General features: G+C 41.0%; 17 protein-coding genes. 4 read left to right on the top strand and 13 right to left on the bottom strand.

Features of this window, described 5'->3' with window-relative positions:
• The first annotated feature begins 25 nt into the window (after window positions 1-25).
• A complete protein-coding gene (locus tag G521_RS0110800; RefSeq protein ID WP_036678882.1) occupies window positions 26-1,657 on the top strand; it encodes a hypothetical protein in 1,632 nt (543 codons plus the stop codon).
• A gap of 718 nt (window positions 1,658-2,375) precedes the next feature.
• On the opposite strand, the gene G521_RS0110790 is transcribed toward G521_RS0110800, so the two are convergent.
• From G521_RS0110790 to G521_RS0110780, 3 genes are all read right to left on the bottom strand, one after another.
• Window positions 2,376-2,960, bottom strand: coding sequence for a hypothetical protein (locus G521_RS0110790; RefSeq protein ID WP_026898552.1), 585 nt, complete (start codon window positions 2,958-2,960; stop codon window positions 2,376-2,378).
• Window positions 2,957-6,754 (bottom strand): class I SAM-dependent DNA methyltransferase, encoded by a 3,798-nt coding sequence (locus G521_RS0110785; protein WP_026898551.1) that lies wholly within the window; start codon window positions 6,752-6,754, stop codon window positions 2,957-2,959. Before G521_RS0110785 ends, G521_RS0110790 begins: the two co-directional genes overlap by 4 nt.
• A 129-nt stretch (window positions 6,755-6,883) precedes the next feature.
• Window positions 6,884-7,234, bottom strand: a complete 351-nt coding sequence (locus tag G521_RS0110780) for a helix-turn-helix domain-containing protein (protein WP_026898550.1) — start codon at window positions 7,232-7,234, stop codon at window positions 6,884-6,886.
• Between the two features lie 433 nt (window positions 7,235-7,667).
• Between G521_RS0110780 and G521_RS0110775 the strand changes: the two genes are divergently transcribed.
• Genes G521_RS0110775 through G521_RS0110765 form a run of 3 tightly spaced genes read left to right on the top strand, consistent with a single transcriptional unit; the run spans window position 7,668 to window position 14,067 of the window.
• On the top strand, window positions 7,668-9,491 hold the full coding sequence (locus tag G521_RS0110775) for a TlpA family protein disulfide reductase (RefSeq protein WP_026898549.1): 1,824 nt from the start codon (window positions 7,668-7,670) through the stop codon (window positions 9,489-9,491).
• A gap of 17 nt (window positions 9,492-9,508) precedes the next feature.
• On the top strand, window positions 9,509-12,694 hold the full coding sequence (locus G521_RS16990; protein ID WP_081675057.1) for a SusC/RagA family TonB-linked outer membrane protein: 3,186 nt from the start codon (window positions 9,509-9,511) through the stop codon (window positions 12,692-12,694).
• Window positions 12,695-12,711: 17 nt separating this feature from the next.
• Window positions 12,712-14,067, top strand: a complete 1,356-nt coding sequence (locus G521_RS0110765; RefSeq protein ID WP_026898548.1) for a RagB/SusD family nutrient uptake outer membrane protein — start codon at window positions 12,712-12,714, stop codon at window positions 14,065-14,067.
• A gap of 62 nt (window positions 14,068-14,129) precedes the next feature.
• On the opposite strand, the gene G521_RS0110760 is transcribed toward G521_RS0110765, so the two are convergent.
• The 10 genes from G521_RS0110760 to G521_RS0110715 all read right to left on the bottom strand — a co-directional run bounded on the left by G521_RS0110760 (window position 14,130) and on the right by G521_RS0110715 (window position 21,494).
• Window positions 14,130-14,417 (bottom strand): hypothetical protein, encoded by a 288-nt coding sequence (locus G521_RS0110760; protein ID WP_026898547.1) that lies wholly within the window; start codon window positions 14,415-14,417, stop codon window positions 14,130-14,132.
• A 72-nt stretch (window positions 14,418-14,489) separates the two neighbouring features.
• Window positions 14,490-14,714 (bottom strand): MauE/DoxX family redox-associated membrane protein, encoded by a 225-nt coding sequence (locus G521_RS18510; RefSeq protein WP_407637169.1) that lies wholly within the window; start codon window positions 14,712-14,714, stop codon window positions 14,490-14,492.
• Window positions 14,702-14,923: a MauE/DoxX family redox-associated membrane protein gene (locus tag G521_RS18505; RefSeq protein ID WP_407637172.1), complete on the bottom strand. Its 222-nt coding sequence runs from the start codon at window positions 14,921-14,923 to the stop codon at window positions 14,702-14,704. The genes G521_RS18510 and G521_RS18505 overlap by 13 nt, the downstream gene beginning before the upstream one ends.
• Window positions 14,850-15,080, bottom strand: a complete 231-nt coding sequence (locus G521_RS17790; protein ID WP_026898546.1) for a hypothetical protein — start codon at window positions 15,078-15,080, stop codon at window positions 14,850-14,852. Before G521_RS17790 ends, G521_RS18505 begins: the two co-directional genes overlap by 74 nt.
• A 72-nt stretch (window positions 15,081-15,152) precedes the next feature.
• Window positions 15,153-15,752, bottom strand: coding sequence for a Crp/Fnr family transcriptional regulator (locus tag G521_RS0110740; RefSeq protein WP_026898545.1), 600 nt, complete (start codon window positions 15,750-15,752; stop codon window positions 15,153-15,155).
• A 15-nt stretch (window positions 15,753-15,767) separates the two neighbouring features.
• Window positions 15,768-16,418: a TetR/AcrR family transcriptional regulator gene (locus G521_RS0110735; protein ID WP_036678879.1), complete on the bottom strand. Its 651-nt coding sequence runs from the start codon at window positions 16,416-16,418 to the stop codon at window positions 15,768-15,770.
• Window positions 16,419-16,421: 3 nt separating this feature from the next.
• Window positions 16,422-17,690, bottom strand: coding sequence for an aminotransferase class I/II-fold pyridoxal phosphate-dependent enzyme (locus G521_RS0110730; RefSeq protein ID WP_026898543.1), 1,269 nt, complete (start codon window positions 17,688-17,690; stop codon window positions 16,422-16,424).
• Window positions 17,691-17,837: 147 nt separating this feature from the next.
• Complete coding sequence (gene mobC, locus G521_RS0110725) at window positions 17,838-19,820, bottom strand: conjugal transfer protein MobC (protein WP_036678877.1); 1,983 nt, start codon at window positions 19,818-19,820, stop codon at window positions 17,838-17,840.
• Between the two features lie 10 nt (window positions 19,821-19,830).
• Window positions 19,831-21,102: a relaxase/mobilization nuclease domain-containing protein gene (locus G521_RS0110720; protein ID WP_026898541.1), complete on the bottom strand. Its 1,272-nt coding sequence runs from the start codon at window positions 21,100-21,102 to the stop codon at window positions 19,831-19,833.
• Window positions 21,057-21,494, bottom strand: coding sequence for a hypothetical protein (locus G521_RS0110715; protein WP_026898540.1), 438 nt, complete (start codon window positions 21,492-21,494; stop codon window positions 21,057-21,059). Before G521_RS0110715 ends, G521_RS0110720 begins: the two co-directional genes overlap by 46 nt.
• Between the last annotated feature and the right edge of the window lie 890 nt (window positions 21,495-22,384).

The following is a 22,384-nucleotide window of genomic DNA, read 5'->3' as shown; positions in this document are numbered from 1 at the left end:
AAGGAATATAATTAATAAGGGCAGTGTGACAAAAGAAAAAAAGGCAAACTCCGAGCAAGCAAAGTATAACGAATTTTTGCGTGAGATTTTAGCAACAAAACTTTATGAATCGGGCAGCGAACTCAGAAAACTTCTTGTCAAAAAGTTTTCCGTGAGTGATCCCTATGCAAGAAAAATAATTGGACGTGCTGCAACAGAAAACGAAATCAAATCATCTAAGCCGTTCACTTTTGGGAAGGGTGGCCAGTACATTTATCTTTATGATGATGAGAAACTCACGGCTGATAGTGTAAAAGCGATCAGCGTGGCCTCGAGACCTCCTATATATAGACTTCTGGAGGCAATGGATATCAATGATGGCGTCATATCATATTATGAAGCCATCAAGCTCACAGCGTCACCTATTGAGGAGACCTCAACCAAAGTTTCTTACTTAAAGGATATCTTGAATATTTTAAAAAAACTTGAAATCATTTATGAGACCCGTGATACTAATTCCGTCAATTATATCTTATATACCAGAGGCGGTAATACCTTGTCTTCGGAAACTGAATCTGAACTTTTGAGAGTTCATTATTCTAGAATGGTCGAAGATGTTAATCTTATGCCCGACATTCTCAGATGGCTTGGGAAGTGTAATATAATTGACAACTCCAGGATCATATATCGAAATAAAAATTCCCCGGCTATCGGTGCTGAGCATAATAAACAGTTATGGGATGCATTTGCATATACTAAAACTACAGGTATAAATCCACTACCTGGAGTAAAGGCTGATCAAAATGAAAAGGAAACTTTTGTGGCACTTGATGTATTGATGCACAGGCCGTATGATAGGATTGACCTCGACGGCTTTTATAACCGCATACAAATCGCCCTTAACTCCGTAAAGACTGGAGAACGGAAAGTTATGCCAATAATTTTCTATCGTGAAGCCTCAGAGCATGTTATTAATTCAATAAGGCAACTTGGCTTTATGGCATTTGATATTGGATCAATCTTTGGAACAAAGATCCATTACATAGTTGATAAGGTAAATCTTTTGCAGAACGGGGTTTCCAACCTGCAGAATATAGATGAAAGCGTTGAAAAAGTTTTGTCAACTATCCGGGACGCCGGACAGGAAGATAGTCTTAAAGCTCTAAAGGGCATATTGTTTGAATTTCTAATGTACCCGCTGCTTCGGTCACTGTTTCCAAATTCAGAAATATCGTCCGGGAAAATATTAACGCTTGAAGTCGATGGCCAAAAGATATCTCATGAATATGATTATATTATTAAATCTTCTAATCCTGATGAGCTCATCTTTGTCGAACTTAAGGGCTATGACAAGGCCGCTACCATCCCACTTGGTGATTTAGACACACATAGTAGCCTGAAAAGGTTCTTTCGCAAAGCTGTACCATTCGCTCAAAAACAATTTGCCAAGGAAATCGGTGAAGGGAAACAAATTAAAGCCGTAATTCTTACAACTGGTGGATTTTGGAGTGATGGTGTTGAGTTTTTAAGAAAGATAAATAGTGGCAAATACAAGTCATCGTTAATGGATGTATCTTATGATAGAGACCAACTGCTTCGTTTGCTAACATCAAGATCATTTAAAAAAGAAATTCAGATTATTGAGAAATTCTATGATAAAGAAAACGAAACGTTATAACAGATAGTAGGTGGTGAATCCGACCATAAAGCCCACCCCATTCAAAAAGAATGAATAGAATATGTCAAATTAAAATGTATTGAAAGCCGCATTCCTTTCTTTTTCAAACACAGGGGTAAACCTAAATTTAATGTAAACCCGCTGGATCCAACCATCGATCCCAGGCATCCTCAACATGCTAAGGGTGCTGTGTGCAGACGGGAAAGTTTAAAGGCAGATGCCCTATAAAGCAGCATAAAATTAAAAGCAGCAATCGAAACCCAAAGTGCGATCCTATCGCATTTCTCATTTATAACGCGTTACAAACGCGGACGATTGGGAGTTCTAACAGCTTGTGTGTGTTCCCGTCAATTACTCTTTGGATGAAAAAGTTTATCCTTAACTCTTTTCTCAAATTCAGTGCAGCATGAAGTAATTCGGTGATAAGCATGGTTATCTGATCCTTTATAAAAATCAATAATTGTATTCACTTTACATTTGCTACAGCGCATCCCTTTTATCTGAGGATTAATCAAGTCTCTGATCTCCCGGGCTTCTTTATTAAGATAACTGGCACCGAGCTTAATTTCGAATTTTATCATTTGCTATTTTTGAGGTTTTTTAGGCGCTGCTGGGGGTGGTGTTGGATTCTGACCCCCTTGCCTCTCTCTGGGTGGTGGAGAAGGAGTAAGACCCCGTTCCCTTAAAGGACCTGGTGAGATTTTTATCTGTTTTGACATTACTTTTCTTTTGGTGCCTCAATCGGCTTGGATGGAATACTCGGCGGTGGCGTTGGATTTTGACCTATTTGAGGGGCTGGTGTCGGGTAACTATTTGGTGGTGGACCCGATGTAAAACCTTTTGTTAAGTCGGAACTGTTTGAAGTTTTTATTTTATCGCTCATTGTGTTAATTATTACAAATATTATAAGTAGCAAAATGCCTAGTAAAAAGGTTGTTATCGTTAAATTATTTATTTTGTTGACTTGCTTAATACGTTTTTCGGCCTTTTCAGAATCATATTTATTTGTTTCAATGTCATTAATGGTTTTATAGCTATTTCTGGCAGAGATGGAATGGGAAATCAAATTTACTACTAATGTTATTGCCAATAGCATCCAACTTCCGGCTAAAAAAATTTTAAAGGAGCTTGTAGAAATATCTGTAACAGTTTTTTCAATAAAAAGAATTGATAAGCCTAAAGCTCCGGCACTTAAATAGGACAACTGCTTTTCAAAGGAGTCTTGGCTTTTTTCATATACTTTAACAAGTTCTAATTTGTATGCTTCCAATGGATTTATTATCTCTTTTTCGTCCTTTTTCATCGAGCTTCTCCCTCCACAATCTTAATTTCCTCTTCGGTTAAGTTATAGAGCTGATATACGAGTTGATCTATTTTTTGTTCCAGGTATCTAATGTCAGCGTTTGAATCATCTTGCTTTATGAGTATGGTTTTTTCCACAAGCCTTATGATTTCCGCTCTTGTTTCATCATCTGGTAAAGCAATAGGGAAATCTTTGAAATAAACATAACTCGGTTCGTAAAAATCACCTCTAAGCTTTGGGAGGATATTTCTGAAAAGAAAGAACGTTACAGAGCTATTTAAAACTCCCAGAAGATATTTGTCCGGAACCGGAATGATGAAACACTTCTGGTTCGTGTAAACACCGGTTTCATCAAAAGTGAATTCAGGTCTTCTGCAAATATTTGGGTAGATTATCTTAATTTCCTGGAACTTGTTATAATATGCACAAGGCCTTAACTCCCACCAATATTCTCCCTGATCAGATCTGGCTTTAGCTTTTTCTTTGAAAGGTGATAAATAAGAGCATAAGACTGGAAATTTTGAGCTTAACTCTATCCATGCTTCTTCCTCTTTTAATTTTCCAAACCAACTCCGGGTTTGCTGGTTTTGAAAAAGAATAAGGTGCTTATTAGGATTTAAGGAGTTATACTGCTTGACATATTTGCCCTCTAAAAATGGTTTAATAATTTCTCCAGCCTGTGGTTCCTGGGCAATTATTTGATTTTTAATGCTCTCATCAATAACAAAGGCTTCATTTAACCCTGTCAATAATCCTCTATAAACATTTCCATTTACATACTCGTCAAAAGGTTTCCCGGATTTCTTAAGTTTATTAACCAAGCTTTGAGTTTCCTGCTTTTCTAAATTCCACCCTTCCTTATTCAAAGTATTCTGATGCAGATGAAAAGCATTTTCCTGAATGTGTATTTGTAAATCATCCACGTGCAAATCAGTCATGATTAATGCAAAGAACGGAGAAGCAACTTTTTGCTTTTTAACGGTTAAAATACAAGGATAGGTTGTGGCTTCCTGAAAAACAGGCAAATCGCCAAAATCAATGATGGATTCTAATTGATACTTTTGGAGATAAGTTCTAACCGGTTTACCGAAACCGGCTCGCATGAATTTATTCGCAATAATAAAATTGAACTGTCCATTTTCTTTTAATACGGATAATCCTTTTTCGATGAAGTAAATTAATAAGTCGGCAGTCCCTGCGAATACCTCGTAATTCTGTTTGAGATAATCTTTTATATCGCTAAACTCCTCCTGCCTTACATACGGTGGATTTCCAATCACCGCATCGAATCCTACAAAATCACCATCATCATTTAATACTTCCGGGAACTCAAAACGCCACTCAAATGCATTTGCATATATCTTATTGTTCTTAATCTCGTCGATTATTTGCTCCTGTTTTGCTATCAATAAATTTAACCGCCGGGCTTCTATTTCAATTTCTTTGGCCGAACGTTTCTTGCCAAACAGATCAATATTAGCAGTAAGCAGGTTAGTGAGCTGTCCCCGTAACTTATTTAGTTCTTTGTTCTCCTTATCATTAGCATAAAACTTAACCTTAAAGTTGCTTTTTATATCATCAATCAGTTTTGTTAAATCCTTTTTCTGTTGTTTATCTGATGTGGCTTTATATTTTACAACTGCTTCTTTGTAATCAACTAATTTCCACTTGCTACCGCTAAAAGCTTGTTTCAAATCAGAATTGAGAGCGAAGCGATTAATTAGGGAATTACCACATTTAATATTGATGTCGATGTTGGGTAATGTTTCAAGTACCTGCAAAGAATGAGGATTTTCTGCCAAATTCAGGGATACTGAGTTTTTATAATAGGCATTTTTAAGAAGCTCTATCCATAGCCTAAGGCGGCAAATCTTAACGGAGTTGGGGTTAATGTCAACACCGAAAAGACAGTTTTCTATGATCGTTTGCTTTTCGTGGAAAAGAGTTTCCTGTACCCGCTGGCTTTCTTTGTTTAAAGGGTTATATTGAAACGGGTCGCCGTCTGCGGTAACCATTAACTCATCGTTTACCACTTCTACCTGGTATTCTTTCAGCCAGTGGCCGTTACGGTCTGATAAAATACGGAGATCGTGTTTGATAGCAATAATCTCATTTAAGGCAGAAACCAAAAAGTGCCCTGAGCCAACAGCCGGGTCGCAAATCTTTAAGCTGTTTATTATCGTATTGGCCTCTGCTTGATCCTGTATTTTATCATACAAATCCTCGTAGGCCTGACAATCCCATCCTTTAATTTCATTAAACTTTTGCACTACTGCCCGCCGGATAGTTTCTTTACACATATACATGGTAATAAAACCGGGGGTAAAAAAGGAACCGTCTTTGTAGCCGTTTATCTTTTCAAAAATGAGCCCCAGAACGGATGCGTTAACCAGTGTTTTATTATCCTCCTGAATATCTTCTTTGCCTTCGCTGCTGAAATTGTAGGCATTTAGAAATTCAAAAAGATAATCGAGTGTATTTAATGAGCCTTTGCGGGTGTTGGTATGCCTATCCTTTAATATGCTGTTGCTAAGTAGTGTTAGATCAAGATTATCTTCAAGGGCACTGATGAACAGCGACTGGTGCTCTATCTCGGTTTGTTCAAAAAGAGAAGAGTTCAAATAAGGAACGTTGCCAAATAACTGGCGGATGGATTCACTGCGCTCGTCGTTCCGTTTAGCCAAAACTCTAAAAAAGAGTTTATTCAGGTCATCGAAATCCTTGATCTTATCTTTATTTAAAAAAGTGTAGGCCACGTCTCCTTTATGGTAGCTTAGTAACTGAGCTTCCAACAGCTTAAGAAAGAGGATACGGTTTATCCAGGTGATGACCAGTTCGAGGGCCACATTGTACAAACGTTCCTCCTGGTTGTCACCATATTGCGAAGGCCGGTCCATTCTGGATAACTTATCCAGGCTTTCAAGTTGCATGATGGTATTTTCAATCAGCGAGCCCGCATCCCTTTGACCTTCTTTTTTGCGTTGAATTAATTTTTTGCTCCCCTCTTTTATTTCAGTTAAACCGATCAAATGCAGCAGTTCTGAATAAAATTTGGGCTGTAAGGAGTTGCTGTCGTTGGCAAAAGGCAATTTGAGCAGGTGTGGCGGAGAAAGGATCTTATACAAAGGAATGATCCGTTTATCATCCTCTCTTTGCTGGTTCAGTATAAACTTTTCAAATTCACGAATATTGAAATAAGTGCATTCTAAAAGGAGATCAACGGATTTGTTAAGCAGATCCTTCAGCTCATTATAAAACCAGGGATTATCTTTCTTGTCGGATATTTTAAGCTCATAAAGTTTTTTAATAGCCGTGTTGCGGAAAATCTTCTTATCAAATTCATTGGCATCAAAAACATACCAATCGTTAATATTGGTTGCTATCAGATGCTTTATTTCGTTGTTTTTAGTTTCCAGGCGTTCCCGCATGTAATAAAGTACCAACTCATGAAAAGCCTTTGCGTTTGGCTTTTCGGAGGTTAGCATTTCAGTTTTATTGCCCACGCTTTTCAACTCAACAATTATCCCGATAGCATCGGATGGAGATTTGCCGGTATGAATAGCCAGGTCGTTCTTGCTGATAGGATTGATATGATGCTTACCTTTATACCAAGTGTCCCAAAGCAAATGGCTCACCTGAGTTTTCAGGTATTCTTCATCGTTTAAATTAGTGCTGGTATTGCTTAAAAAAGTTTTAAAATTATCTTTAAACAGCTCAATATCAGCACGAAGTACAGTTTCTTTGAGATAGGCTTTATTAAGGGATTGCTTTGGTTTGAGTTTACTTAGTTGCATTCAAGGTATTTCGAAGGCATAAAGTAAATAAAGATTTGGGGATTTAAGGGTAAGTTAAATTATTTTGTTTTACCTTTTAAACACAAAAGAAAGAACTTATAGACATATGAAGTTAGGTGCGGGAAAAATTTACTTTGCCTTCAAAATTTCGACCTTCTCCCGTTCACTAGCAAGCAATCGCTCATAAAGTTCAACAATCTTTTCAATAGGATTAAAATTGTTTTGAATAGAGTTATCGTGGAAATTATTGATATTATTAAATACGGAATCTTCTGTAAAATGCTTTAAAGCTTCAACTGTTACACCAAGTATATTAGCAATCTTAGCCAATGCACTTTCTTCCACCTCTTCGCTCTGTTCTATTTTCGAAACCGCCTGCTGACTGATACCAAGTTCAGCTGCTAAAGCTTCTTGTTTCATGCCACGCAATTCGCGAATGCGGCTGATTTTTCTTCCGATATGAGTTGAGGTCTCTGACATAGCTGTTTGGTTTAGGTTTCAAATATATATTATAAATATACAAGTTCAGGTTGGTTGTTTAAAACCTTTAAGCGGTTGTTAAATACAATTTGCTGTGGTTCGGTACTTTACAACTTAGGCCTAACTTCCCTTTATGCAAATTTTATACAGCAATCACCTTTCCTTAATCATTTGCCCTCCCGAATGACCCTTGCCTGAAGGCGGCAGGGTACCCGTTTAGTTTTGATTATTTCCCTGCCTGCTTTAAGTCACTGCCTTCGACGATGCTCAGTCTTCGACGATGCTCAGTCTGACGGATGATCATCCTTCGGCGAAGCTCAGGCTGTGACGATGCTCAGGCTGTGACGAAGTTCAGCCTTCGACGTTGCTCAGCCTTCGACGATGCTCAGGCTGATGGATTAGGTAATTAATTTTTAACAAACCATTAAAAAAAATGAAAGCAAAAAAGAGCTTAATGGCCGTGCTTTGGCCTTTTTTAAAGCAAAAATTTCATGTGTTCCTGAGGCGCTTTTGCCGCACAGAATATACCAGTACCAGATCCTGCCAGCGACTGAAATTTGACCTCATGGCCGAAGAGCTGAAAGAATCAGCACGCCGTGTTGAAGAATCCAAACTCAGGGCAGAGCAGTACAAACTGGAAGTAACAAAACCGTATTACTTGCCGGGCAAGTCTAAAAAGTATCACGATAAAAAGGAGGGAGGAAGTGATTTGAAAATGAGCTGGCGGGAAGAAGACGACAGATCTACATCCTTTTCATTGCTTATGGCTGCGGGGTTTACACATCGCCCAAACAAACAATCCCAACCGGTTTCACACCATGACGGCGGGAGTGTGAGCTTCGGCTCCGCCCATGATACAATGCTGACAAAGCTCTTCCTGCGGGATCATGACGAAAACCAGCTGGAGCAGTACATGTTGGAAAACAATATCGTTAATCTAAATTTTCAGATACCTCAAAAACCGTCCAATCCTTTCTATCGCCGCATTGGCTTCATTTTATTATTCTTTATAGCAACAGGTGCCGGGCAGCTCCATGCCCAGGAATTGGACAAGCTGAAGCCGGGTGATCAGGTTCCCGATGTGACGATCAGTAATCTGATAAACTACAAAACCGGTACAGCAAAAATTTCAGACTTCAGGGGTAAGTTGCTGATCCTGGATTTCTGGAATACCTGGTGCAAAGGCTGCCTGGAATCATTTGAAAAAGCGGATGAGCTCCAAAGGCAGTTTGGTGATCAGCTGCAGGTGCTGTTTATTACCACTCAGCAGGGGCAGGAGATCCAAAAATTCCTGCTAAAATACCCCCGGATAGCGGCTTTCAAAAATGTGATTGCTACCGGAGATATCGCTATGAAAAAGCTGTTCCCCTATGCCACGGTTCCGCATTTGGTTTGGATCAGTCCGGAGGGCAAACTCATTCAAACCACAGAATCCTATGATTTTAATGCGCAAAATATTCAAAAATTGCTCGCAAAAGAGCAGGCGGACTTTAAAGCCCAAAAAACAGATCAGCTGAATTTCGATACCCGCGAACCCCTGTTTGACCGGGGTAACGGCGGAGCTGCTGTTTATAAATACCGTTCCATGATCACAGGTTTTTCAGCGGGCCTTCCCGGCAGTATCGGTGTGCGGGAAGACAGTGTTTCGGTACGCCTGCATGCCCTGAACCAGGGAGTAGTCAGCATGTATAAAAAAGCGCTGAACCTGCCTTCATACTGGCAGGATAATCGGGTTTTGTATGAAGGACTGGAGCGCAGGGATTATGAAATTGGCGATTGGTACCGGGAGCGGCAGGATAAAGTATGGTGTTATGAACTGATCCTGCCCCTTTCTTTCAGGCAGGATTTGCACCTGCTCATGCAGCAGGATCTTGCACGCTTCTTTAAAGTGAGTGCGGTAGCGGAGGAACGTTTTATGGATTGCCTGGTCTTGCAGGTCAGGGATAAAAAACTGATTCCAGTTCCTTCCCGGGGAGAGCGGCACACGAATTTATCGGCAGCCGCAGGGCAGGAGTATACGATGAAAAATGACTGGATCAGTAGCTTCATAGAACATTTGAACCGGCAGCCGGGCATGCCTCCGATTATTGATGAATCCGGCATTACCTATACACTGAATATGGAACTGGGGACCAATATCAGCACTATAGATTCTCTGAACAGGGCCCTTGCAAACTATGGCCTCCGGCTGAATAAAGAAAAGAGGCTTCTGAAAATGATGATCCTTTCGCCTGCTCCAATCAACACTAATCGCTAACCCTAAAATTGAATCTTATGAAATATGTAGGTCTGATACTTTTTTTATTCCTTCCCTTCTTGATGCGGGGGCAGGAACTGATCCGGGCAAAGGTTATATCGGCTGCGGATAAGCTACCGCTTGCCGGGGCCTCCATCAGCACTACCGGAAGCAAGGCCCGTACGCTAAGCAAACGCGACGGGACATTCAGCCTGGCCGTGTCCGGCCGGGCGGATACCCTGAAGATCTCTTTTGTTGGATACCGGGATCAGTTTGTGCCTGTCATGCTTCCGCTAAGCGCTCCGCTGCTGATTGAACTTACAGAAAATAACCTCGTTCTGGATGAAGTAAAAATAAATACAGGGTATTATGAATTACCCGGGGAACGGGTAACCGGTTCGTTTACGCTGCTCGACAATAAATCCCTCAACCGCAGCACGGCGCCGGATATCATCAGCAGGCTGAAAGGGGTTTCCAATGCCGTACTCTTTGACGAGCGGGTGGATAATAACCGCAGCATCAGCATACGGGGACTAAGTACCATTTACGGAGATACACAGCCTCTTATTGTACTCAATAATTTTCCCTATGAGGGAGGTATCAGCAGCATCAATCCGAATGATGTGGAAAGCATCACCATTTTAAAAGATGCGGCCGCGGCTTCCATCTGGGGAGTACGGGCGGCAAACGGCGTACTGGTAATCACTACTAAAAAAGGAGGGCTTAATAGTCCTGCACGGGTTTCCTTTAATTCTGCAATCAGCATGGGAAGAAAGCCGGATATGTTTTACCGCCCGGCGATAGCTTCCGCTGACTTTATAGAAGTGGAAAAAATGCTGTTTGAGAACGATTTTTATTCCGGTCTGGAAGGAGATCCGGCTCATTCGCCCCTTACGCCGGTTGTGGAGCTGCTGATTGCTGCCCGGGATGGAAAGATTACTGCCGCCGACGCGGATCAGCAAATTAACGCACTTAAACAGCAGGACGTGCGGAATGATTTTTCCCGTTATCTGTACAGAAACAGTGTTAATCAGCAATATGCACTCAACCTGCAGGGCGGATCAGATAAAAATACCTATTACTATTCTGCGGGATACGACCGAAACACAGGGCATACAGATAACAGCTATGAGCGATTCAGTTTGCGGGCAGATCATACCAACCGGATCGGCACAAGGCTGCGTATCAAACCGGCCCTCTCGTACAGCCTGCAGAATTCGGAGCAGAAGCGGCCGGATTTCAGCAGCATAACCAGCGGCGATAATTATTTTTTGTATCCCTATGCCCGGCTGGCAGATGATGCCGGCAATCCGCTTGCCATCGTAAAAAACTACCGTACTTCTTTTATACAGCAGGCTCCCGGCTCAGGTTTGCTGGATTACAGCTACCTGCCGCTCAGCGATTACCGCTCCCGTGAAAATAACAATCAGAGTCATGAACTGCTGATGAGTGCCGGTGCCGTATATGATCTGTCGAAAAGTCTGTCCGCAGAGGCTTTGTATCAGTACAACCGCAACTGGGCCGAAACCGGCGAGATGTATGGCGGGGATTCCTTTTATGCCCGCGATATGGTCAACCGCTTTACGCAGCTGGATGAAAACGGCAGCCTGACTTTCCCTGTCCCCAGAGGCGGCATCCTGGATCAGTCCCGATCCGCTTTAGTTTCAAACACGGGCCGGGGCCAGTTAAAATATCAGAAGGATTATCTGAAACATACTTTTTCCGGCTTAATGGGGGCGGAGATCCGCCAGCTTAGGCAGGAGGGCCATTCCTTCCGTACCTACGGGTATGACTCCTCCGGGTTGGTTAGTGTACCGGTTGATTATACCTCCCTGTATACTTTGTACACCAATCCGGATGATTCACAGGGCATACCGTATCAGAATGAGTATACCAGGGAACTGAACCGATATACTTCCATTTATGCCAATACCGCCTATACCTATGATCAGAAATACACGCTTTCACTGAGCGCCCGTAAAGATGCCTCCAACCTGTTTGGGGTTAACAGCAATCAGAAAGGCGTTCCCCTGTGGTCAGCCGGATTAAGCTGGAACGTGCATCAGGAGAAATTTTTCAAAAGCAGGCTGATGGATTATCTGAAACTGAGGCTCACTTACGGATACAACGGAAACCTGAGCCGCAGCCTCTCGGCGCTTGCTACGGTATTGCAGGTGAACGGCAATCTGAACAATATGCCCTATGCTTTGATCAGAACCTATCCGAATCCGGATCTGAGCTGGGAAAAGATCGGCATACTGAATGCCGGTCTTGATTTTAAATCCGGCAGCGGGCTGTTCAGCGGAACAATAGAATACTACAGAAAAAATGGAAAGGATCTGATTGGCGACCAGGCAGTGGATCCTACATCGGGTGTGATTTCCGGAACTATCCGTAAAAATGTAGCGGATATGGTAGCCACCGGGCTGGATATAACGCTGAATGTGAATACGATTGACCGGGCTTTTAAATGGAATACCGGTTTGCTGTTTAATGTCAACAGCAGCAGGATCACTTCCGGCGGGAATAATACCCTTAGGGGATACAGGTATATCAACGGGGGCCTTGGAATTACACCTGTTAAAGGCCGCCCGGTACAAAGTATTTATACCTATAAATGGGGAGGCCTGGATCCTCAAACGGGTGATCCGCGAGGGATAGAGGCTGGCGCCCTCTCCGCGGATTACGGCAACCTGGTCTATAATTCCGGCCTTGAAGATCTGGAATATCACGGCCCGGCAACACCGGTTACATTTGGATCAGTGGCCAACACATTTTCATATAAAGGCCTGAGCTTATTTGTAAATATCAGCTACCGCTTGGGATACTATTTTACGCGGCCATCTATTTCATACAACAGGTTGTATAATTCATGGACGGGGCATGCAGATTTTGCGGAGCGCTGGCAAAAACCGGGTGATGAAAGCCGCAGTTCGGTTCCTTCGATGATTTATCCGGCCGATGAAACCCGGGATGAATTTTATACCAATTCTTCCGCCCTGGTAGAAAAAGGGGATAACCTGCGTGTGCAGGATGTGAATCTTACGTACAGTTTCAATGATCGGCTGCTTAAGGCAATAAAGATCAGGGATTTCAGCCTGAACCTGAACCTGCGTAATCCGGGATTTATCTGGAGATCCAATAAACTGGGACTGGATCCGGATTATACGGGTTTTACACCCCAGCGTGAAAGCCTTGCATTTGGAATAAAAGCAAACTTCTAAATCTAAAAATGACGATTATGAAAATGATAAAAATGATACTGGCGCTGTTTCTGATCTCCGCTATCAGCAGCTGCAAAGAATTTCTGGATGTAAAGCCGGATGCCAAACTGGCCGTCCCTTCTGATAAACTGCTGTACCTGCAGCTGATGCTGGAGGACCATGGAACCATGAATATGTTTAATCCTGCGGCTTCTGATCTGGCTGTGGATGATGTGTTTATTCCCGGGGATAAATGGACTGCGCTTCTGCAGGCGCAAAGAACATCGGCGAATGCCTATATCTGGGATAAGGATGTATTTAACGACATAGACCTTACTGACTGGGCAACCTCTTACAAGGCTATTTTATATTCAAACCTGATTTTGGAAGGACTGGACAAGCTGAAAGAAGAATCGGGCCAGGTACTCTGGAAAGAACTGAAGGGGGCTGCCTTATTTCACAGGGCGCATGCTAATTTCAACCTGCTTCAAACCTTTTCTCTGGCTTACAGCGAAGCTACTGCGGACAATACGCCCGGCTTGCCTTTAAAATTAAGTTCGGATATCAATGAAAAGCTTCCGCGGGCATCTGTACGGCAATGTTATGATCATGTGCTGGCAGATCTGGAAGAATCAAAAACATTACTACCTAAAACAGTTGAGTTTAAAACCAGAGTAAGCATGACGGCCGCCGCCGCTTTACTGGCCCGGGTGTATCTGCAGATGCAGCAGTATGAACTGGCGCTGAGAAATGCCGAAGAAGCCATTTCGGCATCTCCGGTGCTGATTGATTACAATACCTTAAATGCCGATGCCGCCTTTCCTTTAAACCGGTTTAATGAAGAAGTGATTTTTCATTCCATTATCACCGGATTATCCGGAACCACCCCAAACTTTGGCAGGGTAAGTACTGATTTGTATGAAATGTACCGGCCGGATGATTTACGCCGCACCGTTTATTACCGCCAGAGTGCCGGAGAGGTTTTTTTCAAAGGCAGCTATAATGGTTCCACCTCCCGTTTTAGCGGATTGGCTACAGATGAATTATACCTGATCGCAGCCGAATGTTATGCCCGCAGCAATAATGTGACCGCTGCGCTTAACCGTCTGAACAAGCTCCTTGTCAATCGCTGGAAAACCGGAACGTTTATACCCCTGAATACCCCGGATGCCAGCGAAGTCCTGAGCTTAATTTTGGATGAGCGGAGGAAAGAGCTTGCTTTCCGGAACAGGCGCTGGAGCGATCTGAAACGCCTGAACCTGGAGCCGAACCGGCAGAAAACCATTATCCGCAATCTGAATGGCTCCGTTTATACGCTGGAACCCGGAGATAAAAGGTATGCGATGCCGATCCCCCGCAAAGTGATAGAAGCAAGCGGGATAGAACAAAATTAATAAGCACATGAAAAGCCCGGGAGGATTCAGTCCCGGGCTTTATCAGGTATCTGCCTGTGTTTTTAATCGTATTTCCGGGTGCTGATCGGACTGTTCACACCGGATTGTGTTGGTTTCCCGCTGCTGCCATTCTCAGGTGCCTCGATAGCACAAAGAACCCCTGCACCTGCACAACTGGGCATTCCCGGTAATTCCGAATAATTATTCGGATTGCTTTCACCGCCTCCGTTGTACAAAAACCACTGCACAGCAAGTTTATTTGCTGGCTTTGTGACCGGCGCATTAAACGCAAATGCCAGTCCCGCACCCAATAGGAGTGCAAAAATTGCGAAATTGATTTTTTTAAACATGACTTAAAAATTTAATTGATTGCCTACTCTGAAAGGTTTTCGGCTTCCCCTTTATTTATCAATTATCTTAACTCAAAACACTTTTCCCATAAGCCTCCTTTCTTTAGAATTATGAATTATTGCAATTATGGTTAAGAGCAGAAAGAATAAATTAAATACCAGATGCTGTCCCCAGGACATTTCCTCCAGGATGCCCCCGCAGGAGCAGGGGATGCGTCCAAAGACGTTTAGCATTATCAGGATTATATAAATGGTGAATTGAATTAAAAGGAATAGCGAAAAATTTAGGCCCAGCAATCTGGTTTTTGAAAAGATGAGTAATCCGCAGTGCCCAGTTCAGCGAGTGGAACGGCCCATGAAAGAATTTCAGAAATCGCAACCGGAAATACTTGTTCCAGCATCTGACTACGGTTTTGCTCAAAATTGAGAAGCTTACTTAGTGAAGCATAGACCCAAAGGAAGATCAAGATTGAAGAGATCACCCGAAGCCGGTTTTCCCAGACCATAAATTTGAACTTTTCCATAGCTAACTCTTTGTTTAAAGTTAGAATGAAGCTGAGATGAAGGATTATCAGGAGAGCAAATGAAGGAGGCTAAATCCGCAAAAGAATATCCGTAAACCAGCAATTGAGGAATTGCTTTATAGCTATTCGGAACTGACATTCTCCCATAAGGTGTGATATTATACCTTAAACAGATCAACCGACGGATTCTATATGTTAATTTGGAAGATATTTATTTCTCAGATCTAAGTCGGCTGAGAGCGGCAGGGTGCATATTTAAAAAGGAGGCAATATCTTTGAGGTAGGCGAGGTTAAAAATTTCTTTGTGAGTTTTCATGAGTTTTAGAAATTTATGTCTGTGGATCAGGCTAACAAGATCATTGGTATGATCAGACATACGGGTATGATATTCTTCCAATAAAGCTCTTTCAAAGAATCTGTACTCCGGAAATTGACGGATCATAATATCTATATCCCTTGCCGAAATAAGCAACAGGGTACTTTCCTGTAAAAGCTCAATGAATTCTCCGGCTTCTTTTTGTCTGAAAAAGCTTCGGAGATATAACATCAGATCGCCTTCGTACCAGAACCATCTGGTTATTTCACGCCGGGCCTTTGGATCATAAAAATATACCCTGGCCGATCCTTTCACTATGTACCAGGCATACAAGGGAACATCGTCTTCATTCAGGATTAGATGTTTTTTCCTGTAACATCTTTCCTTGACCGCTCCGGCCAGAAAGTCTTTCAGCTTTCCTGAAAGATTTTCCTTTGTTGGCTGGTATTTTTCGAAGAGAAGAAAAAGCGAATTGATATGTGCTGAATTCTCCATAATGATGAGTTATAATTATTTCTTTTTTGCAGACTCAAAAGCACGATGAATAACGAGTTTTAATGTTCTCAGTATTTCTTCCTTATCTTCCTTGTTTCTGATATCTAATCCACAGAAAGTGCTGACCCTGGAATGCAGAATGATATAATAAATTCCAGCGGTTAGTAATGCGCTTAATGCCCTGAAGTTTATGTCAGAATCTTCAAAATATTTATCAGTTAATGTCAGGAATTTTTCCCCGAGTTCTTCTCTTGCCTTCGAAATGCTGTTCATCAGGAAACTTTTGCCGCTAAGTTCCCACAGAATAAGTTCCTGCATTTCTTGTTCGTTATAAAAAAAATGAAATTGCTGTTCCAGAATAGTTGAAATGACATCTTCGAGATTACTTTCTGAATTGACCGCTGCCTTATTACTCAATTCTTCAGAAGCAATAATCCAGAAATCTTTTTCAACAATATACTGTTCGATCAGGTTATCTACGTTTCCAAAATAACGGTAAATCAACTTTTTATGTAATCCTGCTTTCTGGGCTATTTTATTAACCCCTAATCCGGTATAGCCTTTGGTTCGTATAATTTCAGCAACTGCCTGGATTAGCTCAAGTTTAGCAAGTTCTTTGTCTTTAGTCCTTTTGGGTTTGCGGACTGGTATCACCTGATTTTCCATGCTCTACAGATTTGATAGTGATTTTGAAATATGAAGTTTCTGATCAGCATATTCAAATGCGTTAAGTGCTTTGTCCAGCTGTTCCTTGGTATGAGTGGCCATTACACTCATTCTTATTCTTGCGTTTTTCTTAGAAACTGCCGGATAAATAATTGGATTGCAGTAAACGCCTGCTTTAAGCAGTAATCTCCCTGCTTCACCGGTTGTAGCGGCATCACCAATTTTTACTGGGATAATTGCGGATTCTGTATTTCCGATGTCCATACCAAGTTCAGTTAAACCGGATTTGAAATAGTTGATATTATCCCAAAGTTTATCTTTCCACTGCGGTTCTTCATCCAAAAGGTCTATACCTTTCAGAATTCCTGCGGCGGCAGGAGTAGAGGTGGCAGAAAACAAATGCTGGCGACTCTGATATTTCAGGAAACTGATCAGATTGGGATCAGCAATTACATATCCTCCCACGTTGGCAAAAGTTTTACTGAAAGTACCTGTAATGATATCTACTTCATTAGTAACCCCGTATTTCTCCATTGCTCCGCGTCCGGTTTCGCCGATTACTCCAACACCGTGAGCATCATCAACACAGAGGTATGCACCATAATGCCGGCATAATTCAAGTATTTTATCGAGCGGTGCCATATCGCCGTCCTGAGAATAAACCCCGTCCACAATCACCATCTTTGTCCGGTATTTTGATTGCGATTCTTTCAGAACTTTTTCGAGTATATCCAGTCGATTATGAAGAAAAACCTTCAGATTGGTGGACTGGCAGCCCTCGTAAACGCGGGCATGAACAGGCATATCCACAATAGCAATATCTTCCTTTTGCAGCAGACTCATTAAAGTGGCGCTGTTTGCTGTATAACCAGTTGTATAAATAATGGCACTATCCCGGTTAAAAAAGGATGCTATCTTATTTTCAAGTTGTTCGTGATAGCTGAATTGTCCTCCAAAAGCAGGGGAGGCTCCGGCTCCCGTACCGTATTGCCGTATACCTTCAATTACAGCTTCTTTAATTTTAGGATGCTGAGTAAAACCCAGATAGTCATTTGAAACAAAACTTACTAAAGACTTTGGTTTTTCATTCTTATCGGTAATGATTTCCATTTCCGGACCGCAACCGGTTGTAGATACCAGTCGGTAATTTAAATAACCTTTGTTATTAAGATAATCAAGATAATCTTTAAATAAATCTGCCCTTTTCCATGCATCCATACCAGATACATTTTCAAAATCTTTGAAGCTTGCTTTACTGAAGTCGATTTCCATATTTAGATAATTAGGATTAAACATATATTAAAAATAAGTTCCTTTTAAATACAAGGTGGTGACATGGAGGAATTTATTTTAACAATGAGTTATCATTAAGATTTTAATCATCAGAATTTAAATAATGGATAATTTGATTTTATAAACTTAGGTCGACAATGTTTGTTCTTCATCACCACTCGGATTTATTTGTAGTGAGGCAAGTTCACTGGTTATTAATTCCTGAATATCCTCTTTAATTCTCTTGTAATTTTCCTGTACTAATTCGGCTGTAACCAATTCGATGACAGGCATTTTTTTATACCGTTTTTCTTCTTTTTCAATTTCCTTGTGGTTGTTTTGTATCTCAGAATGAAATACTTTAAGTTTAATTTTACAATTCGGATTGTCAGCTACGACCCCAACAAACTCACCTGAGGATAAGGCGGCAATCTTAGATGCTGGAACAGCATAATCCAGTTGAACAGATTTGGTGGTCGAAGTATCAGAACTATTAATTGTCATACTATTCCGATCCTGGAGAATCTTGCCGAAATTTTCTGATAACTTTCTGGCTGTATCACCCGTTACCTGCCCGCTGATGATATTTCCTACGATACCGGTAATTACATCGGCCTCCTCAGTTCCGTAATCCTTTTTGAGCTGGCTAAAATCCTGAACTGCTAAAGTTGTGGCCACTTTGTTAGATCTTGCCGTGGCGATGAGGCTGTCGATATTATTGAAGTATATCGTAGGAAATTCGTCAAAAATCAGACTGCTTTTTAATTGATCCTTTCGGTTTACCAGTTTAATCATCCGCGAAATGTATAGGGAAAGAACGGCCCCATAAATCTGCAGTTTCTGTGGATTATTGCCAATACAGACAATTTTAGGTTCATTCGGATTGTTCACATCAAGCGTAAAATCATTGCCTGACAAAACATAATACAATTGCGGGGAGGATAGCCTTGCAAGGCCAATTTTGGCACTGGCAATTTGACCTTCCAGTTGTTCCTTCGCTTTATTCTGAAAAGCGGATACGAAAGGATTGATCAACACTTTTATTTCTTCCTGTGTTTGAAGTATGGCAAAGAGGGGGTCGTAATCGGCCTGCATCAATTCGATTACATGGGGGAGGGTACAATATTTCCCATTTTTATAGGTGCGGAGGTACCAAATGATTGCCGTTAAAAAATTAATGGGCGATTCAACAAAGAAATCACCCTGTTTCTTTATCCACTGTCGGTTCAATCCCAGCATAATTGTCCTGGAGGCTTCAGTGGCATCGGTAATGTCGTTCATACCAGCAGGGTCCAATGGGTTGCACCGGTGGGACCGGTTAAGGTCATCAAAATTGATGACGTAAAACGATGGTTTTACCTTATAGTTTGATCCGTATTTAAGAAGTTTGTTGTAGGCAATTTTTGTAAGGTCATCGTATTTAAAGTCATAAATGAACATGCAAAAACCTTTTTTAATATGCTGATCAATAATGTGGCGGATCACAAAATAACTCTTTCCGGCACCGGGTGTTCCTGCAACCAGCATTCCCCTGAATGGATTGATGAAATTGATCCAGTTTTCACGAATTTTTCCTTTCAAGTTGTATCGGGCAGGCAGATTTATAGAATATTCGTTTTCCAATAGCCGTTCTTCCTGAGGAAATGTTTCGTTATCCTCGTTAAAAATGTCTTTTTGCAGGTTCAACTTGATTAGACGGGATAAATAAGCTCCCCCGGAAATAATCATCAGGTATCCGGCTAAAGTTAAAAGCATATAACAAACTGCCAGGGTCCGGTCTTCTGCATTCATAAAAAAGCATAACTCACTTAGAAAATAGAGTAGAAAACCTCCTATCAGGTAAATCAGAATAATGTTTACCTTGATGTGTTCATCCTTCTTTCCTTTAATACCCAGTAATGAAATAATCAGGAATAAAAGAGCTGCCAATTTAGGCTTAAAAATGGTGCTGAATAAACCGGTTTTTGCAATAGTTCCAATAATTCGGTCTGTAATTTCTGCTGTGAAGCCCCAAAGTATAAACACTTGATAACAGCATATATAAAAATGGATGCTTAATATCAATATGCTGATGAACCTTGTCAGGTCAATGATCTTACGAAGCCCATTACCGTCTTCTCCTGTATTCATGATATAATAGCTAAATTGAGATCCCTGACCTTTTTTTCTTTTTCTTTTTTTTGAAATTCATCCCTTGTGGGCTGGAATCCTGATCGGAATGGTTTAATAAACTTTTCAAATACCCTGTTTCCTCGGGAAGCTTTAAATATTGTTTCAGAGAGTTCTGATGCTCCAGATAACTTGTGTTTTTCTGCTCTGTCAGATACACTTTTACCGTAGGCTTAATCGGATTATCTATATTGCCAAAGCGTTTCATGATGACTTTAGCACTATAGTTTTTCCCCAGGTCACTGCCGTTAAATATTGTTTTGTTCTTGTTGTCGATAAAAGTTAATCCGAAAATATACCCTTGGTTGTTTTGCCGGAATACTGAATGAATCTTTTGCTTTTGCAGCTCTGCCTGAAATGTAGTTCTGGTTATTTCGCTGTATTTCCCTAATACCTGGTCTATTCTTTCTTTCAGATCATCCCGGTAGGGCTTCCTTAATTCTTTATTCATTTCAAATTGCAGCTGCAGGTTTGCTAAAGTTGGCTTACCATATATGGAACTGGACTTAATGGGAATGCCTATCTGATCGCCTTTTTTATCCAGGACGGAATAAATCAAGCCTTTCTTGTGAAACATGATGGTATCTTCTTTCCCCCGGTCAGCAACTACATTAAACTGTTTCAAAATAGCATTGAACTCGGTGAGGGAAGTAAATTTATAGGTACGGATCACATCATTTACAATATTAGTAATTGCCCTTTTCGTGTGTACTTTTCCATAAATGGCCTTTTCAATATCTGCCCCTTTTATACCTAACCTATTACTTGAAGTCCTCCCATCAGCCAGAACCAATTTATACTCCAGCTCCAGTTCCTTTCTTGCCGATTGAGAAATTGTTCTGCCAATACCGTGTATGTCAATTCTTTTGCCGTCCGGTTTAATGATAACAGTAGCGATGTGCAGGTGGGGATGACCGGCATCCAGGTGTTTGTAAATTAAATAGGGCTGATCTCCAAACCCGATTTTGTTCATGTAAGCTGCGCCAATTTGCTGCAGTTTTTCATCACTGAGTTTATCTTCATTGGCAAAATTGAGGGAGATATGCATGGCATTGGTCTTGACCCTTCCGTTGAGCATGGTCAGCCTTTCATAACGCCGGGCCTTGTTTTCAAAACTCATCTTGTTTATGTCCATAGCAAATCCACTAGCCATAATTAACCTGGCCTCTCCGAGGTTTACCTTATTTTCGTTATACTTCAGGATTCCACGGATGCTTTTACCGCTTGAGATTTTTGCAACCATTTTTCAGCCAGTTGGAATATCAGTGTCAGCAACTGTTCAACTTTTTCATCTATTGTTTGGTAAAGTTTTGCAGTTCTGTTTGTATAAAAGGCCCGTTCTGCTTCACTTTGACTGGTATGGAAGTATTTGGTTTGCTGGTTGATATTAATGCCTATAGATTTTAATTCTTTCCGGATTAGTGCCATTTCTTCCATGGGAGCATTGAGAGATATATCGCGGTAAAAGCAATTAATCTTTTCGCGGGAAAGGATCTTCCTGGCGACCTCACCAACGGAACTGCAGTCACTTTCTTTTTGCAACACTTGCAGCCGCTTAAAAACGGCTTCATTTACCCGGATGATAATAGGTTTACTTAAAATATCCTCCGGGTTAGTAAGTTTTTTTCTAGGCATAAAAATCTACTTTAAGGCTCGAAAAGAAAGTTTCAGACTTTGCAAGTTCCGCAGCAAAGTCACCGGCCTCAAGGCTGGCAAGATATTTTCGTATACGAAAATACATCTTGCTGCACACCCGCGTGGGCAAATACTGACCTTACCACTGCGATTCAAAAGCTTTGGTTTGTAATTAAAAATATTTTTATTTTAGGAAAAGGCGATAAACCAGTTAGCTTTTATCTTCCATCTTTTTTATCTTTTTCAATGGAATAAAAGACCGTAATAATAGATGAGTCCGGATTTTTGGGCTTACTCGTATTCGCTTTATTTGAGGGTGGAAAGTGCCAATAAATTTCTGGTTGAGAAGGTAGGATATTGCGGGATTATTTGCCATAACTTTGAATTTTATAAAGCCAAAGTTTGGGATTGATTTATATAGTGATTAACACGGAGATAGAAAGGTGTTAAAGTTTTTATCAGACTATATATAATTTCGAATTAAAAATAAATAGAAATTAGACCAAGGCTCTGGTATTCCTTGCCAGTTTATAGAAGTGAAATACGAGACATAATCACCGGGAATAAATAAAGTTAAAATAGTGGGAGGAGGGTATTATTTCCGATGAAAATTATGAGGTTTTTCACTACTCTTTGTTTAACGATCAGATTTCATCATTTGTACAAGTCTGGCAACTTCTGACTGCCGGGCAAAAATATAAGTGAAACAGCCGCCAGTGTAATTCAACGTAGAAAAGAATTCAAACTTCTTCAAAAACTTGGTAAAATGATTGAGAATTCTTCAGTTTCGCATCCATCTTGATTTGCAGTTGAACATCATTCATTTTGCAGCCAGTTTTTACATGTGGTATCCGCAGGTGCAGAGGATATTTATTATTTTCGGCGAACAT

Origin of the sequence: Daejeonella oryzae DSM 19973 (assembly GCF_000422945.1) — a bacterium.
GTDB classification, from domain to species: domain Bacteria; phylum Bacteroidota; class Bacteroidia; order Sphingobacteriales; family Sphingobacteriaceae; genus Daejeonella; species Daejeonella oryzae.
The sequence above is the reverse complement of the archived record's forward strand: the minus strand, read 5'-3'. Positions and strand labels throughout refer to the sequence as shown.